This is a genomic window from Exiguobacterium sp. s7, from assembly GCF_018618195.1.
Lineage (GTDB): Bacteria > Bacillota > Bacilli > Exiguobacteriales > Exiguobacteriaceae > Exiguobacterium > Exiguobacterium mexicanum_A.
This window is the reverse complement of sequence record NZ_JACSLO010000002.1, coordinates 89,773-105,112: the sequence shown is the minus strand read 5'-3', so window position 1 is coordinate 105,112 and position 15,340 is coordinate 89,773. Positions and strand designations below refer to the sequence as shown.

General features: G+C 53.4%; 15 protein-coding genes, 1 riboswitch and 1 other annotated feature (1 of these 17 cut by a window edge). Of the genes, 4 read left to right on the top strand and 11 right to left on the bottom strand.

The features are described from left to right. Nucleotides 1-24, bottom strand: a binding site (T-box leader) (it extends 195 nt beyond the left edge of the window). Between the two features lie 42 nt (nucleotides 25-66). Next, nucleotides 67-1,257, bottom strand: a complete 1,191-nt coding sequence (locus KNP79_RS03110) for an MDR family MFS transporter (protein WP_214797304.1) — start codon at nucleotides 1,255-1,257, stop codon at nucleotides 67-69. Between the two features lie 176 nt (nucleotides 1,258-1,433). Between KNP79_RS03110 and mnmL the strand changes: the two genes are divergently transcribed. Both mnmL and mnmM read left to right on the top strand, forming a co-directional pair. Further along, nucleotides 1,434-2,411 (top strand): tRNA modification radical SAM protein MnmL/YtqA, encoded by a 978-nt coding sequence (gene mnmL, locus KNP79_RS03105; protein WP_215191269.1) that lies wholly within the window; start codon nucleotides 1,434-1,436, stop codon nucleotides 2,409-2,411. Continuing rightward, nucleotides 2,365-2,937, top strand: coding sequence for a tRNA 5-(aminomethyl)-2-thiouridylate-methyltransferase MnmM (mnmM, locus tag KNP79_RS03100; protein WP_215191267.1), 573 nt, complete (start codon nucleotides 2,365-2,367; stop codon nucleotides 2,935-2,937). The genes mnmL and mnmM overlap by 47 nt, the downstream gene beginning before the upstream one ends. A gap of 32 nt (nucleotides 2,938-2,969) precedes the next feature. Here mnmM and KNP79_RS03095 read toward each other — a convergent pair whose 3' ends face one another. Together KNP79_RS03095 and KNP79_RS03090 are read right to left on the bottom strand one after the other, a co-directional pair. Continuing rightward, on the bottom strand, nucleotides 2,970-3,686 hold the full coding sequence (locus KNP79_RS03095; protein WP_034778316.1) for an alpha/beta fold hydrolase: 717 nt from the start codon (nucleotides 3,684-3,686) through the stop codon (nucleotides 2,970-2,972). Between the two features lie 90 nt (nucleotides 3,687-3,776). Then, nucleotides 3,777-4,247: a GNAT family N-acetyltransferase gene (locus tag KNP79_RS03090; RefSeq protein ID WP_034778317.1), complete on the bottom strand. Its 471-nt coding sequence runs from the start codon at nucleotides 4,245-4,247 to the stop codon at nucleotides 3,777-3,779. Nucleotides 4,248-4,411: 164 nt separating this feature from the next. On the opposite strand from KNP79_RS03090, the gene KNP79_RS03085 reads away from it, so the two are divergent. Continuing rightward, complete coding sequence (locus KNP79_RS03085; protein WP_215191266.1) at nucleotides 4,412-4,939, top strand: hypothetical protein; 528 nt, start codon at nucleotides 4,412-4,414, stop codon at nucleotides 4,937-4,939. A gap of 42 nt (nucleotides 4,940-4,981) precedes the next feature. Here the strand turns inward: KNP79_RS03085 and metK are convergent, their stop codons facing one another. Beyond that, a complete protein-coding gene (metK, locus tag KNP79_RS03080; protein ID WP_034778319.1) occupies nucleotides 4,982-6,190 on the bottom strand; it encodes a methionine adenosyltransferase in 1,209 nt (402 codons plus the stop codon). A gap of 130 nt (nucleotides 6,191-6,320) precedes the next feature. Next, a riboswitch (SAM riboswitch) is annotated at nucleotides 6,321-6,440 on the bottom strand. A gap of 314 nt (nucleotides 6,441-6,754) precedes the next feature. Between metK and pckA the strand changes: the two genes are divergently transcribed. Beyond that, a complete protein-coding gene (gene pckA, locus KNP79_RS03075) occupies nucleotides 6,755-8,326 on the top strand; it encodes a phosphoenolpyruvate carboxykinase (ATP) (protein ID WP_215191264.1) in 1,572 nt (523 codons plus the stop codon). 29 nt (nucleotides 8,327-8,355) lie between these two features. Here pckA and KNP79_RS03070 read toward each other — a convergent pair whose 3' ends face one another. The 7 genes from KNP79_RS03070 to KNP79_RS03040 all read right to left on the bottom strand — a co-directional run bounded on the left by KNP79_RS03070 (nucleotide 8,356) and on the right by KNP79_RS03040 (nucleotide 15,275). After that, nucleotides 8,356-9,117, bottom strand: a complete 762-nt coding sequence (locus KNP79_RS03070) for an alpha/beta hydrolase family protein (RefSeq protein ID WP_214788836.1) — start codon at nucleotides 9,115-9,117, stop codon at nucleotides 8,356-8,358. Further along, the gene (ytkD, locus tag KNP79_RS03065; protein WP_034778327.1) at nucleotides 9,098-9,571 is read right to left on the bottom strand and encodes an RNA deprotection pyrophosphohydrolase; all 474 of its coding nucleotides are present in this window, start codon (nucleotides 9,569-9,571) and stop codon (nucleotides 9,098-9,100) included. Before ytkD ends, KNP79_RS03070 begins: the two co-directional genes overlap by 20 nt. 98 nt (nucleotides 9,572-9,669) lie before the next feature. Then, complete coding sequence (locus tag KNP79_RS03060) at nucleotides 9,670-11,022, bottom strand: glucose-6-phosphate isomerase (RefSeq protein WP_215191262.1); 1,353 nt, start codon at nucleotides 11,020-11,022, stop codon at nucleotides 9,670-9,672. Nucleotides 11,023-11,128: 106 nt separating this feature from the next. After that, on the bottom strand, nucleotides 11,129-12,292 hold the full coding sequence (locus tag KNP79_RS03055; protein ID WP_034778331.1) for an iron-containing alcohol dehydrogenase: 1,164 nt from the start codon (nucleotides 12,290-12,292) through the stop codon (nucleotides 11,129-11,131). A gap of 68 nt (nucleotides 12,293-12,360) precedes the next feature. Then, nucleotides 12,361-13,359: a Gfo/Idh/MocA family protein gene (locus tag KNP79_RS03050; RefSeq protein WP_215191261.1), complete on the bottom strand. Its 999-nt coding sequence runs from the start codon at nucleotides 13,357-13,359 to the stop codon at nucleotides 12,361-12,363. Between the two features lie 93 nt (nucleotides 13,360-13,452). Continuing rightward, nucleotides 13,453-13,845 carry a S1 domain-containing post-transcriptional regulator GSP13 gene (gene yugI / locus KNP79_RS03045; RefSeq protein ID WP_016509788.1) on the bottom strand — a complete coding sequence of 131 codons (393 nt, stop codon included), beginning with the start codon at nucleotides 13,843-13,845 and terminating at the stop codon, nucleotides 13,453-13,455. 194 nt (nucleotides 13,846-14,039) lie between these two features. Next, nucleotides 14,040-15,275, bottom strand: a complete 1,236-nt coding sequence (locus tag KNP79_RS03040; RefSeq protein ID WP_371743413.1) for a lysine N(6)-hydroxylase/L-ornithine N(5)-oxygenase family protein — start codon at nucleotides 15,273-15,275, stop codon at nucleotides 14,040-14,042. Nucleotides 15,276-15,340 lie beyond the last annotated feature (65 nt).

Genomic DNA, 15,340 nt, shown 5'->3' with positions numbered 1-15,340 from the left:
ACTATTCCTCTTCTACGCATGTGTATGATCTCACTCGTTCATTTTAGCCCAATCTGTTTTAGAGCGTCAACTTGATTTTTCAGGCACTCGGATGTCTTTCATGAAAATGAAGAACGCGAGCGCGATGGCCGTGAGCAAGAATAGCATTGTGAAGACGGCACCGATGCCGAATACGTCATAGACGAGGCCCGATAAGGTCGGGCCGATCATCCGACCGACCGAGGCCGCGATATTGACGAGTCCTTGGAACTGTCCTGCTTTCCCCGGCGGTGCGAGTTTCGCGGCAATCGTCGGAACGGCCGGCCAAATGAACATCTCCCCGATCGTCATGACGACCATCGCGACCATGAACATCGTAAAGCCCCCCGCGAACGGAACGACCGCGAAGGCGGCGAGGAAAATAACGGCGCCAACGATGAGTTGCTTCTTCAAATCGTCTTCAAAGTAACGAAGGGCCCGGTTGAGGAGCGGTTGAGCGAACACAATCAAGGCGCCGTTCACCGTCCAAAGGAGCGAATACTGGCTGATTGTCACGCCGAGGTCTTTCGAATGGACAGCGATCGTGCCTTGCCACTGCACGTAAACGAACCAAAGGGCCGCGTAACCGATGGCGACGAACCACATCGATTTCATCGTCGCGCCGGACAACGTCGTCGCCGCAGCCTCAAGCTGCGATTGGACGACCGGACGGGCCGGGTCTTTCAAATAACGGAGCCCGAACAAGAGGACGACGACGAACAAGACCGATAAGAAGAAGTTCGCGTAAAAGATCCACTCGATGTCGATGCGCGCGATTTGCCCGCTCATCGCTGTCCCGAGGGCGACCCCGACGTTTTGGGCGACATAAATCGCGTTGAACGATCGTCGCCCCCCTTCCGGCCAGATCAAGCCAGCAAAAGCGTATACTGTCGGGAAGACGAGGCCACCCGAAAACCCAATCAATCCAAGCCAGCCCAAGTAACCGAGGAATGTGGCATGAAACAACAAGAAGCCGAGCGAGCTCGCGAGCAACAGCCCGACCGCGAGGATGAGCGTCCGCTTCCCGCCGATCCGGTCAAACAGCGTGCCCCCGATATAGTTCCCAGCGATGGCGAGCGCCGAGTTGACGAGGAGGGCAATCCCTGCGAGCGTCATCGATTCGCCTAAATATCCATTTATATAGAGTGTGTTAAATGGCCATAAAAAAGACGCCGCCGTTGTATTAAGCGCCATCGCAATGACCAAAATCCATACCGAAATCGGCATTTTATTGTTCATACCAGTTACTCCTTTCATTCCCGTTTAACGATAAAAATTCGGCACGACGGCCGAATCAAGAATAAGTCCTTCTCCAAGCTAACGGAACGCCCCATAACTGTCAAGAAAAATTACTTATTATGAAGTAAACACGAGGAGAGCTTGTGATAGCATGAGCAAAGAAGGAGAGGATATTCATGCAACATCCATTTGGTGACGCCAGATACCACAAATTAAATGAAGCATATCGCCGTGAGTTCGGCGGGAAAGTGTTCAAGGTACCGCTCGACGGCGGTTTCACTTGTCCGAACCGGGACGGGCTCGTCTCGAAGGGCGGCTGTACGTTCTGTTCGGACGACGGCAGCGGTGATTTTGCCGGCAACGCCTGCGATCCGATCCCGGTCCAATTTGCCGAAGTGAAAGCACGGTTGCATCGAAAGTGGAAAGAAGCCCGCTACATCGCTTACTTCCAAGCGTTCAGCAACACGTATGCCCCCGTCGCCCGGCTCCGGGAATTGTTCGAGCCTGCCCTTAAAGAGGAAGGTGTCGTCGGTCTATCGATCGCGACCCGACCGGACTGTCTGCCGGACGACGTCGTCGACTATCTCGCCGAGTTGAACGAGCGGACGTCCCTCACGGTCGAACTCGGTCTACAGACGATTCACGATGCGACAGCGAAAAAAATCAATCGTGGCCATGACTATAAGACGTTCCTCGAAGGTCTCGCCAAGCTCCGCCGACGCAATATAAGCGTGGTTGTCCATATCATTAACGGTCTCCCTGGCGAGACGACAGAGATGATGCTCGACACGGCGCGAGAAGTTGCTAAAATGGACATACAAGGAATCAAGATCCATTTGCTCCACGTCTTGAAGCACACGCCGCTCGCCCGTCAGTACGAAAAAGGATTGCTCGAGCTCATGGACGAGACGACTTACGTCTCCCTCGTCTGCGACCAGCTTGAGACGTTACCGCCCGAGATCGTCATCCATCGGTTGACCGGTGACGGGCCACCGGATCTGTTGATCGGTCCGACGTGGAGCCGGCACAAGATGGCCGTTTTGAACGCCATCGATGCCGAACTAGTGCGTCGTGATTCCTTCCAAGGAAAAAAGAAGGATGAGAGCCATGGGATTAATGAGAGTCTTACCGTTCGCGAAGTACCTACTCCGTGAACACGTCACACCTGGTGCCGTCGCCATCGATATGACGGCCGGCAACGGGCACGATACATTATTTTTAGCCGAACTCGTCGAGGCGGCGGGACACGTCTACGCGTTTGATGTCCAAGCAGCGGCGGTCGAGGCGACACGCATTCGCATCGAGGAAGCAGCATTGACGGACCGCGTCACTGTCATCCACGACAGCCATGACACCGTCCGAGAAATTGTAGCGGACGAGACCCGCCCGATCACAGCCGCCGTGTTCAACCTCGGTTATTTACCGGGAAGCGACAAGTCGGTCACGACGACGGGCAATACGACCATCGACGCCCTCGAGCAACTGCTCGACGTCATGGCCGTCGGTGGTGTCATCGTCGTCGTCATCTATCATGGCCATGATAGCGGCAAAATCGAGCGCGACGAGGTGCTCGCCTACGTCGAGGCACTCGACCAAAAGCGGGCCGGCGTCCTCCGTTACGGCTTCATCAATCAAATCAATCATCCCCCGTTCATCGTGGCGATTGAAAAACGTGCATGAAAACAGGCGACTCGAGCGAGTCGCCTGTTTTGTCATTCTCGGATCAATTCATAAAACGTGATGAGCGTCTCCGCGAACTTCGTGTTCAATCGTTCATAGCCGAAATGCGGGAAGCCTTCGAGCCGGCGGATGTATACTTGATCGCCGCCGATTTTTCGACAGACGTTGAGCGTCAGCTTCACATCGGCGAAGCGATCGTCCGGCGCATAGAAGCAAGCGAGTGGGAGGCGCGGCAAATGTTTCTTCTCTTCTTGATGCTCGACGATTTCTTCCTCGATTTCCCGGTATTGCCCGTAGGTGATCTCACCAAAGCGGGACGACTCTTCGCCTGCACCCATGAACGTCATCATGCCGAGCGGCAAATCCGGACGGAAACGGTCGACCGCACTCGCGACGACTTGTTTCAATCCGCCGATTTGGCGGGACGGATGCCAGTCGAACAAGGGTGAGATATATGTCAAACTGCCGAGCGGCACATCGTATTCCTGGAGCAATCGGTTCGTTAACAACGCCCCGAGACTGAAGGCGATGACGTGAATCGGCAGTTTGTACTGGCTCGCCTCGCGTAGCGTGTTCTTGATTAACAGCTTATGGTCTTCCGCCGTCAAGCCGACCGTCTGTCCGGTCACGACGAGAACTTCATATTCGTCACGTAACCGTCCTAAAAACGCCTCGCTCAAGCGTGACGTGAACTGGAGCGGATAGACGATCACGATGACCCCTTTTCGTGATTCTTCTTCGTATGTCATACTGTCACCTCATTTTATTATGTCCATGTTTTTATACTAACAAAAAACATCAGCCGAGACTGATGTTTGTCAGAAAATCCGTCTAGGGTCTTAGCTCGGGTCATAGCGCAAATGAATCAGTTCCATCGGTTGGTCGTACACTTCCTCTTGAATCCGATTCAACTCGATGAACGCCTCATGGTTCAAAAAGGCAATCGCCTGCTCGTTCGAACTCTCGACGTACAGTTCGATCGGTTGAACTTTACGTTCGCGCAGATGAGACAATAAGGCCGTTCCGAGACCTTGTCGGTGATGGGTCGGATGAAGATAGAGTCGGAGCACTTCCCACGTATCCCCGCGGTCGATCGCATGATAGAACCCGATGACGTCGCCTTCGGCTTCACCGACAATGAACAACTGCTCTTTCGCTTCCTCGCTTGAACTGATGGCGCGGACGATCTCTTCTTGCTGATAAGCCCGTTCCATTACTTTTGAACGAACCTCGTCTTGTTCACTGACCGTTGCGAGCGCAATATCGCGGATGGTGGCGGCATCTTCTGGTACAGCTTCCCTGATCTTCATAACGGCATCCCCCTTTTGGCCAATCTAGTAGTATCATTCCCCATCAGCAAAAAAATATCCTGCCCGCTCATTACTTTTTGATGTCGAAATGAAGGAAGACGTTATTTTCCATTTTGACTCGGGTATAAGAGTATCAATGCCAACTTACAAAAAGGAGTGTTACTATGGAACCGAAACTACAACATGATCCAAAAGTAGAGCAAGCCAACAATCCAAATCGTCAGTTTGACCAAGCAAATGCAGGTGGCCCTAAAATCACCGTCGTGACCGGGATGCTCCTCGGCGCCCTCGTCGGCGGTCTGCTTGCCTTACTTAGCACGTCGAACCGTGAGAACACGAAACAATCGTTCTCGAGCGCGAAATCGTCGGTCGGCGGTCTCGTCGATACGGTCAAACAAGACCCAGCCGGAAAGGCCTCACAAGTCATTGACCAAGTGAAATCGGCTTCTGGAATCATCCAAGAAGTTGCCACTGACGTTCAAAACGTATACGAGAAAGTCGCTGGTGAAGTCGACACGGTCAAAGAAGACGTGAACAAAGTCGTCGGCACGGCGCAAGAAGCGAAGTCAGATCTTCAATCGATCGGCGAGAAAGTCGTCGATGCGAAAGATACGGCGCTCGGGCAAGAAACTTCATCCGACACGTCATCAAGCAATAACGAATCATCGAATGACAACAAAACACAAGCCTAACAAAAAAACGACCTTTCACTGAGAAAGGTCGTTTTTACTGTCTTATGCGAAGCGTTTCGCGCCTTCTTCAAGCACTGCCGCTTTATCCGTTTGCTCCCATGGGAGTTCAACGTCTGTACGACCGAAGTGGCCGTAAGCTGCTGTCTGCTTGTAGATTGGACGGCGAAGGTCGAGCATCTTGATGATGCCGGCCGGACGGAGGTCGAAGTTCTCGCGAATGAGTTCGACGAGCTCAGTCTCGCTCAATTTGCCTGTGCCGAACGTGTCGACTGCGATCGATACCGGGTGGGCAACGCCGATCGCGTATGCAAGTTGAACTTCTGCTTTGTCAGCAAGTCCCGCTGCAACGAGGTTTTTCGCTACGTAACGAGCCGCGTACGCCGCTGAACGGTCAACTTTGGTTGGATCTTTACCTGAGAACGCGCCGCCGCCGTGGCGAGCGTAACCACCGTACGTATCGACGATGATCTTACGTCCTGTGAGGCCTGCATCCCCTTGTGGTCCACCGATGACGAAACGGCCAGTCGGGTTGATGAAGTATTTTGTATCCGCGTCGATGAGTTCAGACGGGATGACCGCGTCGATGACGTGCTCTTTCAAATCAGCTTGGATTTGTTCGAGTGTGATGTCTTCGGCGTGTTGCGTCGAGATAACGATTGTGTCGATGCGAACTGGGTTGTTCGCTTCGTCGTATTCGACCGTCACTTGTGTCTTACCATCAGGACGAAGGTAAGCGAGCGTGCCGTTCTTACGAACTTCTGCCAAACGACGTGACAATTTGTGTGCGAGTGAAATCGGGAGCGGCATGAGTTCTGGTGTCTCTTTTGTTGCGTAACCGAACATGAGACCTTGGTCACCAGCGCCGATCGCATCGATTTCTTCTTCAGTCATTTGTCCTTCACGAGCTTCAAGCGCTTGGTCGACACCTTGGGCGATGTCTACCGATTGCTCATCAATCGATGTGAGGACAGCACAAGTCTCTGCATCAAAACCATATTTTGCACGTGTGTAGCCGATCTCACGAACTGTTTCACGAACAACTTTCGGGATATCCACGTAAGTTGATGTTGTGATCTCACCTGCTACGAGCACGAGACCTGTCGTGACAGATGTCTCAGCCGCAACGCGGGCGTTTGGATCTTCAGCTAAAATCGCATCCAAAATCGCATCTGAGATTTGGTCACAAATTTTATCCGGATGTCCTTCCGTGACGGACTCCGAAGTGAAAAGTCGACGGTTCAAGTTTGCCATTTCGAAAAACCTCCTATAATAAGGGTGATGTGTGGACGGTACTCGTTCCCCTTACGCGTTGCTTTGGGACGGTAATGAAAAAAACCTTTCGCCATGTTCAATGGGAAAGGTTGAATCGTTCTTCCTTACCCTCTTATCGTTCGAAGCTTGCGCTTCGCTTCAGGATAGCACCTTTTCCGAATAACAATGACAAATCGGACGGTTGCTGGGCTTCGTAGGGCCTTGTTCCCTCCACCGCTCAGAATAAGAGTATCCGTTACGAAGACCATCATATAAATGACACCCCGTTCTGTCAAGCGTATCGACTGAATTCGTAAAACTTTTCACGAACTCGCAATAGTTATGTTTGTGAAATATCAAACATTTTTTTGTCGGTTTTCGATTTTGTACTATGACCTGGTACAGAATATGTTAGAATGACAGTGTAAGAAAGCGCTTACTTTAAAGGATAAAAAAGGCTTGTTTTTGATTAGTATGTCACATATAATAAAAACGTCATACTAATAAAACGCGGAAGTATGCGGATTTCATCCACATCTATTTAGGGGAAAGGTGGGATTCAGGATGGCGACAACGCTCCTGAAAATCGAAGAATTAATTAAAGGTGCCGACATGATGCGGAACTTAACGGTTCCAGAATTGGTGGAAGAAGCCATTCGCAACGGGGAAGGCGTACTGACGAAAGACGGGGCTTTATCGGTCAGTACAGGTAAATTCACAGGACGGTCACCGAAAGACAAATTCGTCGTGCAAGATGAAGTCAGCAATCATTTAGTAGACTGGGGTCCGGTCAACCAACCGATCGCAGAAGAGAAGTTCACGGCACTGCTCGATAAAGTGCTCACGCATCTCGAGACGAAAGACAAGCTCTACTATCTCGAGGCGTCTGCCGGGGCTGACGAGCATTATACGCTTCCAGTGCGGGCCATCACAGAATACGCGTGGCACAACTTGTTCGCGAAACAGTTGTTCTTGCGCGAATGGCCGACACGAGGTGCCTTTGATCCGTTCACGGTCATCTATGCACCGAGCTATAAGGCCGATCCGGAAGTCGACGGGACGAACTCCGAAACGTTCATTCTCGTCTCATTCGCCAAACGGACCATTCTGATCGGGGGAACAGAATACGGCGGCGAAATTAAAAAATCGATTTTCTCAGTCATGAACTTCCTGTTACCGGAACAGCACGTCTTGTCGATGCATTGCTCGGCGAACGTATCGGACGCCGGCGAGACGGCTCTCTTCTTCGGGCTATCGGGTACCGGAAAGACGACGCTATCGGCCGACACAGAACGTCATTTAATCGGGGACGACGAGCATGGTTGGTCTCCTGACGGCGTCTTCAACATTGAAGGCGGTTGCTACGCGAAGACGATCAACTTGTCGCGTGAGAACGAACCTCAAATCTACGATGCCATTCGATTTGGCTCGTTGATTGAGAACGTCGTCTTGGACGAGGAACGGGCACCAGACTACAAGAACATCTCACTCACTGAGAACACACGGGCCGCCTACCCGATTCAATTTATCGATAACGCGATGCTTCCGTCACGAGCCGGGCATCCGAACACGATCGTCTTCTTGACGGCCGACGCGTACGGCGTCCTGCCTCCAATCAGCAAATTGACGAAGGAGCAGGCGATGTATCACTTCTTGTCAGGCTATACGTCGAAGCTAGCCGGCACGGAGCGCGGCGTGACGGAGCCGCAGGCGACCTTCTCGACATGTTTCGGGTCACCGTTCTTGCCGCTCGCACCGGAACGCTACGCCGACATGCTCGGCACGTTGATCGAGAAACATGACGTCGACGTCTATCTCGTCAATACCGGTTGGACCGGCGGCGCATACGGCGAAGGATCGCGGATGAAGCTCGCCTATACACGGGCGATGGTGAACGCGGCCGTCAACGGGAAACTCCGTGACGTCGAGACGACGCGCCATGACATCTTCAACGTCGAGATTCCACGCCACATCGACGGGGTGCCAGACGACGTGCTCAACCCACGGGGCACATGGAAAGACGGGGCCCGCTACGACGCCGAGGCGGCAGCGCTCGCCCGTAAGTTCCAAGACAACTTCAAACGATTCACGAAAGCGAGTGAGGCGGTCGTCGCAGCCGGCCCAATCATCGTGTAATAAAAAATGACTAGCGCCTGATTTAGGCGCTAGTCATTTTTTGGTGCGACGGCTAACATCCAGTCCATCGCCTCATCGGTCGTCTTCCACTTTTCCCAAAACGGGAGTTGATGAGCGAACGGGACGATCCAAAGTTCGGCCCGCTCCCCCATCCGTTCGGCCACGGCTGTCGCATGGCGGAGCCGCACTTGCTCGTCGTCTGTCCCGTGAATCAATAACGTCGGGGCCTCCCAGTCCTTGTAGAGGGGTGAACGCTCCACATACGCCTCACGAGCCGCTTCCGGGTCACCCCCGGTCATACGGCGGAGCATTTTCCGCATCGAGCGTTGCTCTTCGTACGTCCATTCCAAATTGGTGACACCCGCCCATGACGTCACAGACGTGAGCGGCCGCTCCGCGGCGAGCGACAACGCCATCATGCCCCCGCGCGAGAAGCCAAGGGCATGAATGAGCGTGTCCGTTCGATGGACGCGATCATAGAGGGACAAGACATCCTCTAAATCGGCCCCGCCGAAGTCCTCTTTCCCGCTCCCCCCATGGTTACCCCGATAAACAGGCGCCACGACGTGGAAGCCTTTGGCCGCGAACTGCATCAACCGAGGCAAGCGCACGTCCCCGATGCGTCCTGTTCCGCCGCGCAAATAAAACAGGACGTGCCCGTTCGGTCGCGTCGGCGTGATCGTATAGGCGACGACATCCTCACCATCGCGCGTAGCGTACCAGCCACGGTGGACCGCATAACCGGCATATGGAGGGAGGACCTCGATCCGGTCAAACCATTCGTTTTTCATGGAGCACCTTCATCGTTTCCGGGAGCACCCGGTCTTTCATCATGAAACTGTACCGGTTGTTCCGGAGCAGATTCGTTGGCAGTTCCTTCATGAGAACCGCGCCGTCGGTCTCGTCAACGGCCGGATGGTCATCGAAGCGCTCGATCTCGGCGAAGTAAATATTTTTGATGACCGTGTCCCCGCGCCCGAGCACACGGTATTGTCCGAGATAGTGCAGCGTCTTCACGACACCACCCGTCTCTTCATACACTTCCCGAATCGCGGCATCATCCTCATGTTCGCCGGGCTCAACTTTTCCGCCTGGGAACTCGAGCCCGCGCTGCTTGTGCTTCGTCAGCACCCATTGATTCTCATAGCGGGCGACGACCCAGACGTGGAGCGGCGTATCCGAAAATGGATAGTGCGCGAAGCTCAACTCGACTTTATTGTGATAGTAGTCCGTGAATGTCAACATAGTCCATCCCTTTCTTTCCCCTGTCTACTCTCACTTTACCTTGTCTTCCCCCAGTTTCAAACAAAAAAATAGGCCCGCCGGAGCGGACCTACTCGAAATTATTGGTTCAAGCGCTTTTCAAGCTCAGCTTTTTGTTCTTCGTAACCTGGTTTTCCAAGCAACGCGAACATGTTCGCTTTATACGCTTCGACGCCCGGTTGGTTGAACGGGTTCACCCCGAGAATGTATCCGCTCATCGCGCATGCCTTCTCGAAGAAGTAGAACAAGTAACCGAGGTGGTACGGCGTCATCTCTGGCAATTCAACAACGAGGTTCGGTACTTCTCCGTCCGTGTGGGCAAGGAGTGTTCCTTCAGCCGCTTTGTCGTTCACGAATTGGATCGTTTCGCCAGCGAGGAAGTTCAAGCCGTCGAGGTCTTGCGCGTCTTCTGGCACGTTCATCGCGTGACGGACGTTCGTGACACGGATGACTGTCTCGAACAAGTCACGACGACCTTCTTGGATGTATTGTCCCATCGAGTGGAGGTCGGTTGAGAAGTCGACAGCCGCCGGGAAGATCCCTTTGTTGTCTTTTCCTTCTGATTCGCCGTAAAGCTGTTTCCACCACTCCGACACGTAGTGAAGGGCCGGTTCGTAGTTGACGAGCAACTCGATCGACTTGCCTTTCGCATACAAGGCGTTACGGACGACCGCATATTGGTACGCCTCGTTCTCAGAGAGCTCTGGTGACGAATAGGCGTTTTGTGCGTCGCGTGCACCTTCCATGAGGGCATCGATGTCGATGCCTGCCGCAGCGATCGGAAGGAGTCCGACCGGTGTGAGGACCGAGAAGCGGCCTCCGACGTCATCCGGGATGACGAACGTTTCGTAGCCTTCCGCATCCGCAAGCGTCTTCAAGGCGCCACGGGCACGGTCTGTCGTCGCATAGATGCGCTCACGAGCACCGTCTTGACCATACTTTTCTTCCATGAATTGTTTCAAGACACGGAACGCGATCGCCGGCTCTGTCGTCGTTCCCGATTTCGAGATGACGTTGACCGAGACGTCTTTGCCTTCGAGCACCTGGAGCAACTCCGTCAAATAAGTAGACGAGATGTTGTGACCGGCGAAGAAGACTTGTGGCGCGTTGCGCTCTTCTTTTGACAATACGTTGAAGAATGAATGTTGAAGCATCTCGATGGCCGCGCGTGCGCCGAGGTATGATCCACCGATCCCGACGACGACGAGGACGTCCGAGTTCTCACGGATTCGTTCCGCGGCCGCTTTGATGCGGGCAAACTCATCCGTATCGTAGTTTGTTGGGAGGTCGACCCACCCAAGGAAATCGCTACCTGCCCCGCTGCGGTCATGGATGACCGAATGCATTGCTTTCACGGTTTCTTGCAATTGATCGACTTCATGTTCCCCGACGAAAGACAGGGCGTTTGAATAATCGAAACGTACAGTTGACATGTCATTTCCTCCTTTAAATCGCTCCTTGATGAGCCATACATGACCCATCATAAACGGAAACGTCGGATTCGTTCAATCATTATTGCAAAATAGGCATCAAATCGCCTTATTTGCTCAACTCAAGAATCGCTGCCACGTCTTCACGTTCGAGTGTGCGGAAGCGACCGAACGCCCCGCGTTTCATCGCCGAATCCAAGATGGCGTCGAACGTCGACTCGTCGATATCATAGTCACGGAGCGAGCTTGGCGCGCCGAGCTCATCGAAGAAGGCACGAACGGCTGCAATCGTACGCTTCGCCGTTTCCAAATCCGTGTCAGCCGGTTCGACGTTGAACACTTCTGTGCCTAAGCGTGCGAAACGTGCTGCATTGTCTTCATCGAGTACATGTTCCATCCAGCGCGGGAACAGGATTGCGAGTCCGCCTGCATGCGGGATGTCATGGACAGCCGAGACCGCATGTTCGATGTTGTGCGATGCCCAGTCGCCCGAGGCACCCATTTGGAGCACACCGTTCAAGGCGATCGTACCTGAGAACAAGATGATGGCGCGCAAGTCGACATTTTCTAAATCGTCGACGAGTTTCGGTGCCGATTCGACGACCGCTTTCAACACGCCTTCCGTCATCCGCTCTTGAACCGGCGCATGGTTCGGGTGGAAGTACTGCTCGAAACAGTGGCTCATCATGTCGACGATGCCGTAAATCGTTTGGTCTTTTGGCACTGATACCGTGTAACGTGGGTCGAGGATCGAGAACGTCGGATAGACGAGCGGGTGACCCCAGCCGTACTTCTCTTGTGTCTCCCAGTTCGTGATGACCGAACCTGAGTTCATCTCAGAACCGGTCGCCGCGAGCGTGAGCACCGTACCGAACGGGATCGCTTCCGTCGGGATGTGGTCACGGAGCACGATGTCCCAAGCGTCGCCTTCATACGGGATGGCCGCCGAGATGAGTTTCGTGCAATCGATGACCGAACCGCCGCCGACTGCGAGCAATGCGTCGATGTTTTCTTCACGCGCTTGTTTGACGGCACGACGTACCGTCTCGATGCGCGGGTTCGGCTCGACGCCTGAGAAGTCGACGAAATCGATCGAGGCGTTATTCAGTTCCGCCACGACTTCATCGTACGTGCCGTTCTTCTTGATGCTCCCGCCTCCATAGACGAGCATCACTTTCTTGGCGTCAAGCGCCTTCAACTCGCTCGCGAGTTTTTCAATCTGATGTGTCCCGAAAATAAGTTTCGTCGGGTTCTTGTATTCAAAGTTGTGCATGTTTCATCCTCCTTCGAAAATATGTAACACCTACACTATATACCCTGTTTTTTATGATTGAAAAGCAATCAGGCCTGAGCGTAGATACGGTCGATGATCGTATGGAGCGTCACCGCCTGTTCTGCTTGCAGGTACGATGGCTCGTGCCGACAAGCCTCGAGGAACGTGCGAATCTGACTGGCGTAAGGATCTTGGAGCGTCAGATGGGCCGGTGATTTATCGAATAAGGCGCCATGCTCTTCCGTATGGAGTTGGAGAGGAAAGAGCGACGCCCCGCCCATCGTGCCCCGTAGTTCGACCCGCATCGTGTCAGCCGCCTCGACATTGGCCATGAAACTCGCGTCTAAAAACAAAGATGCTCCGTTGTCGAACGTGACCATCGCCCGGGCCGTGTCTTCGACCGAGAACGCCTCCGCGTCCCAATCACCCATCAGCCCGACACCAGGCCGTGTGCCGAGGTATTGACCGACGTGACCGATCACATCGACCGGCTTCGGATAATCCATCAAATACAAGGCGAGGTCGAGCATATGTACCCCGATATCGAGCAGTGCACCGCCTCCTTGCAGTTCCTTATCCGTGAACACGCCCCATCCCGGGATGCCACGACGCCGCAGGGCAAGGGCCGTCGCCGCATAGACGTGACCGAGTTCCCCGGCATCGATCATACGTTTCAATAGTTGTGTGTCCGACCGGTGCCGATAATGGAATCCGTAATGCAGCGTCCGCTCTGCCTTCCGGGCCGCTTCTAGCATCTCGTTCGCCTCACGGGCCGAGATGGCCGGCGGCTTCTCACAGAGGACGTGGCATCCTGCCTCGAGTGCGGCGATGACTTGCGCTTTGTGGAGCGCGTTCGGCGTACATACACTGACCGCATCGAGTTGTTCTGTGACGAGCATCTCTTCGACCGTCTCGTACACCCGTTCGATTCCAAACTGTTCAGCCACCGCTTCCCCGCGCTCACGGGTCCGATTCATGACGGCGACGACGTCAGCCCCTGCCGCGATGTATTGCGGGATATGGGCAGTCTTGGCAATCCCACCCGTACCGATGATTCCGATTCTCATGGTCCTCACTCCTTTTCTGTACTGTTCGTGAACGAGCGGGACATTTCCTGTACAAAAAAAGACGACCTGCACATGGCAGGTCGTCTCAATCACTTACTTCTTGAAGTTCGTGTTTTTGATCCAGTCTTCGAGCTTGTCCTTGAGGACAGTGAATCCTGGAGCTTCTTCTTGCTTGAAGTTTGAAGCTTCGTTGCGGCGTGGTGCGCCACGACGAGCTGGCTTAGCCGACTTCTCGCGTTTTGGAGCTTCTTGTGTCGCTTTCATTGAAAGCTTGATTTTCTTAGATGCTTCATCAACATCAAGAATTTTCACTTCAACTTCTTGACCGACTTGAACGTACTCGTTCACGTCTTTCACGTAGTCGTGTGAGATTTCAGAGATGTGGACGAGACCTTGAGTCTCGTCGTCGAGTGCGACGAACGCACCGAAAGGTTGGATTCCTGTTACTTTACCTTTTAAAACTTGATCTTTTTCGTATTTTGCCATTACAAACACTCCTATGCTAAATTCATCAACTTACTATAACATACTTTTTTCGATAAAGTGTACAAATTAGTAAAAAAGATTATTTGGGATTATTTTCGTGTTTCAAAGTCGACGGGTCGGGTAAATACAAATCAAGCAAGACTTCAAGTATTCCCCCCTGATTCCGCTAGGCTAACGCCTAGCCCTTTTTTTGTTCAAAAGCTTGTAAACGGTCGCTGTGCGGCCACCTCAAACACCGTCTCCCCTACCATTTCATTCAACATAATCGCGTTCCGATATACGGCCATCCCTAAATTCGTTGCCGCCGGCCCGTGCGAATGTTCCAAGTTCGTATGGGTGAACAGACTGCCGGTCAACCTAGTCTCCGTCGCGATTTGATAGAGGTTGTTGACGCGCCATAGTCGTTCCGCTTCCCATTCGATGTCAAATCGTTCGACCCACTCCGGAATCCGCGGTCGATACCCGGTCGCCGCCACGACCGCATCATATTCGTTCGTGAACGATTCACCGCTATGCTGCTGAGTCCCTTCGACCATATAGCTCGATGAGTGCGATACGCGCTCGATTTCGATTTGGGTACACAAGTTCGTCGCTTGGTCCGTCCCGTCCGCCGTCCGATGATATAACGCCCCATAGATGGCACGGAGCGTCTCTGGGTTGACGCCATTGCGGAATCGTTCGAACGACTTCCCAAGTTGCTCACGTTCCGCGTACGGTAATCGATTGAAATACTCGACATACGACAAGCTGAAGATTTCTTCCCCGAGTTTGCCGCTCTCGAGCGACTCGAACACGTCCGAGCGCGTCACCCAATCGATTTGTTGCCGCGTTTTATCGGATCGACTCAATAAATCGAGATACACCTCCGCCGCGCTCTGCCCGCTGCCGATGACGACGATGCGGTCCTTTTCAAGCAATCGTTCCCGCTCCATTCGATACGAACTCGTATGGACGACGTCTTGGAACGCCTCTGGGATGAGCGGTTCTGCCCCCGTCCCGATGACGACGTGTCGCGTCGATAGCGTCTCTTCGCCTTTAGGCGTCGCGACCGTGACGAGGAAGCCGTCCTGTGCCGGACGGACGTCGACGACCCGGTGCGAGAACTTGATTGTGTCGAGCGAGGCAGCGATCGCCTGCAAATAGCGATTGAACTCTGTCCGGGGAATCGTCGGACTTTCCTGGACGATGAACGTCTGCAGCCGGCCAACCTGCTTCAAGTAGTTCAAATAGCTGTGCCGGCTCGTCGGGTCGGCGAGCGTCACAAGGTCATATAAATAATGCGTCTGCATCGTCGCCGCTTCGAGCAACATTCCTTCATGCCAATTGAAGTCGGCCCGCTCTTCAAAACATATACCCGTCAATTTGGTCGATTCGCTGAGCGCCATCAAGCCGAGATTGTACGGGCCACATCCGATTGCTACAAAATCCACTCGTTCCAATGACCTCACCTCGCTCGTCTTTTCCCATCTATTATACCACTAAAACGTAAAACAGA

What these genes read in the sequence shown, in the direction of transcription:
- mnmM (WP_215191267.1), top strand. Translation starts at nt 2,365, where the DNA reads ATGGGATTAATGAGAGTCTTACCGTTCGCGAAGTACCTACTCCGTGAA.
- ytkD (WP_034778327.1), bottom strand. Translation starts at nt 9,571, where the DNA reads ATGTTGACATTCACGGACTACTATCACAATAAAGTCGAGTTGAGCTTC.
- KNP79_RS03085 (WP_215191266.1), top strand. Translation starts at nt 4,412, where the DNA reads ATGGAACCGAAACTACAACATGATCCAAAAGTAGAGCAAGCCAACAAT.
- KNP79_RS03070 (WP_214788836.1), bottom strand. Translation starts at nt 9,117, where the DNA reads ATGAAAAACGAATGGTTTGACCGGATCGAGGTCCTCCCTCCATATGCC.
- KNP79_RS03055 (WP_034778331.1), bottom strand. Translation starts at nt 12,292, where the DNA reads ATGCACAACTTTGAATACAAGAACCCGACGAAACTTATTTTCGGGACA.
- metK (WP_034778319.1), bottom strand. Translation starts at nt 6,190, where the DNA reads ATGGCAAACTTGAACCGTCGACTTTTCACTTCGGAGTCCGTCACGGAA.
- KNP79_RS03110 (WP_214797304.1), bottom strand. Translation starts at nt 1,257, where the DNA reads ATGAACAATAAAATGCCGATTTCGGTATGGATTTTGGTCATTGCGATG.
- mnmL (WP_215191269.1), top strand. Translation starts at nt 1,434, where the DNA reads ATGCAACATCCATTTGGTGACGCCAGATACCACAAATTAAATGAAGCA.
- KNP79_RS03060 (WP_215191262.1), bottom strand. Translation starts at nt 11,022, where the DNA reads ATGTCAACTGTACGTTTCGATTATTCAAACGCCCTGTCTTTCGTCGGG.
- pckA (WP_215191264.1), top strand. Translation starts at nt 6,755, where the DNA reads ATGGCGACAACGCTCCTGAAAATCGAAGAATTAATTAAAGGTGCCGAC.
- KNP79_RS03095 (WP_034778316.1), bottom strand. Translation starts at nt 3,686, where the DNA reads ATGACATACGAAGAAGAATCACGAAAAGGGGTCATCGTGATCGTCTAT.
- KNP79_RS03090 (WP_034778317.1), bottom strand. Translation starts at nt 4,247, where the DNA reads ATGAAGATCAGGGAAGCTGTACCAGAAGATGCCGCCACCATCCGCGAT.
- yugI (WP_016509788.1), bottom strand. Translation starts at nt 13,845, where the DNA reads ATGGCAAAATACGAAAAAGATCAAGTTTTAAAAGGTAAAGTAACAGGA.
- KNP79_RS03050 (WP_215191261.1), bottom strand. Translation starts at nt 13,359, where the DNA reads ATGAGAATCGGAATCATCGGTACGGGTGGGATTGCCAAGACTGCCCAT.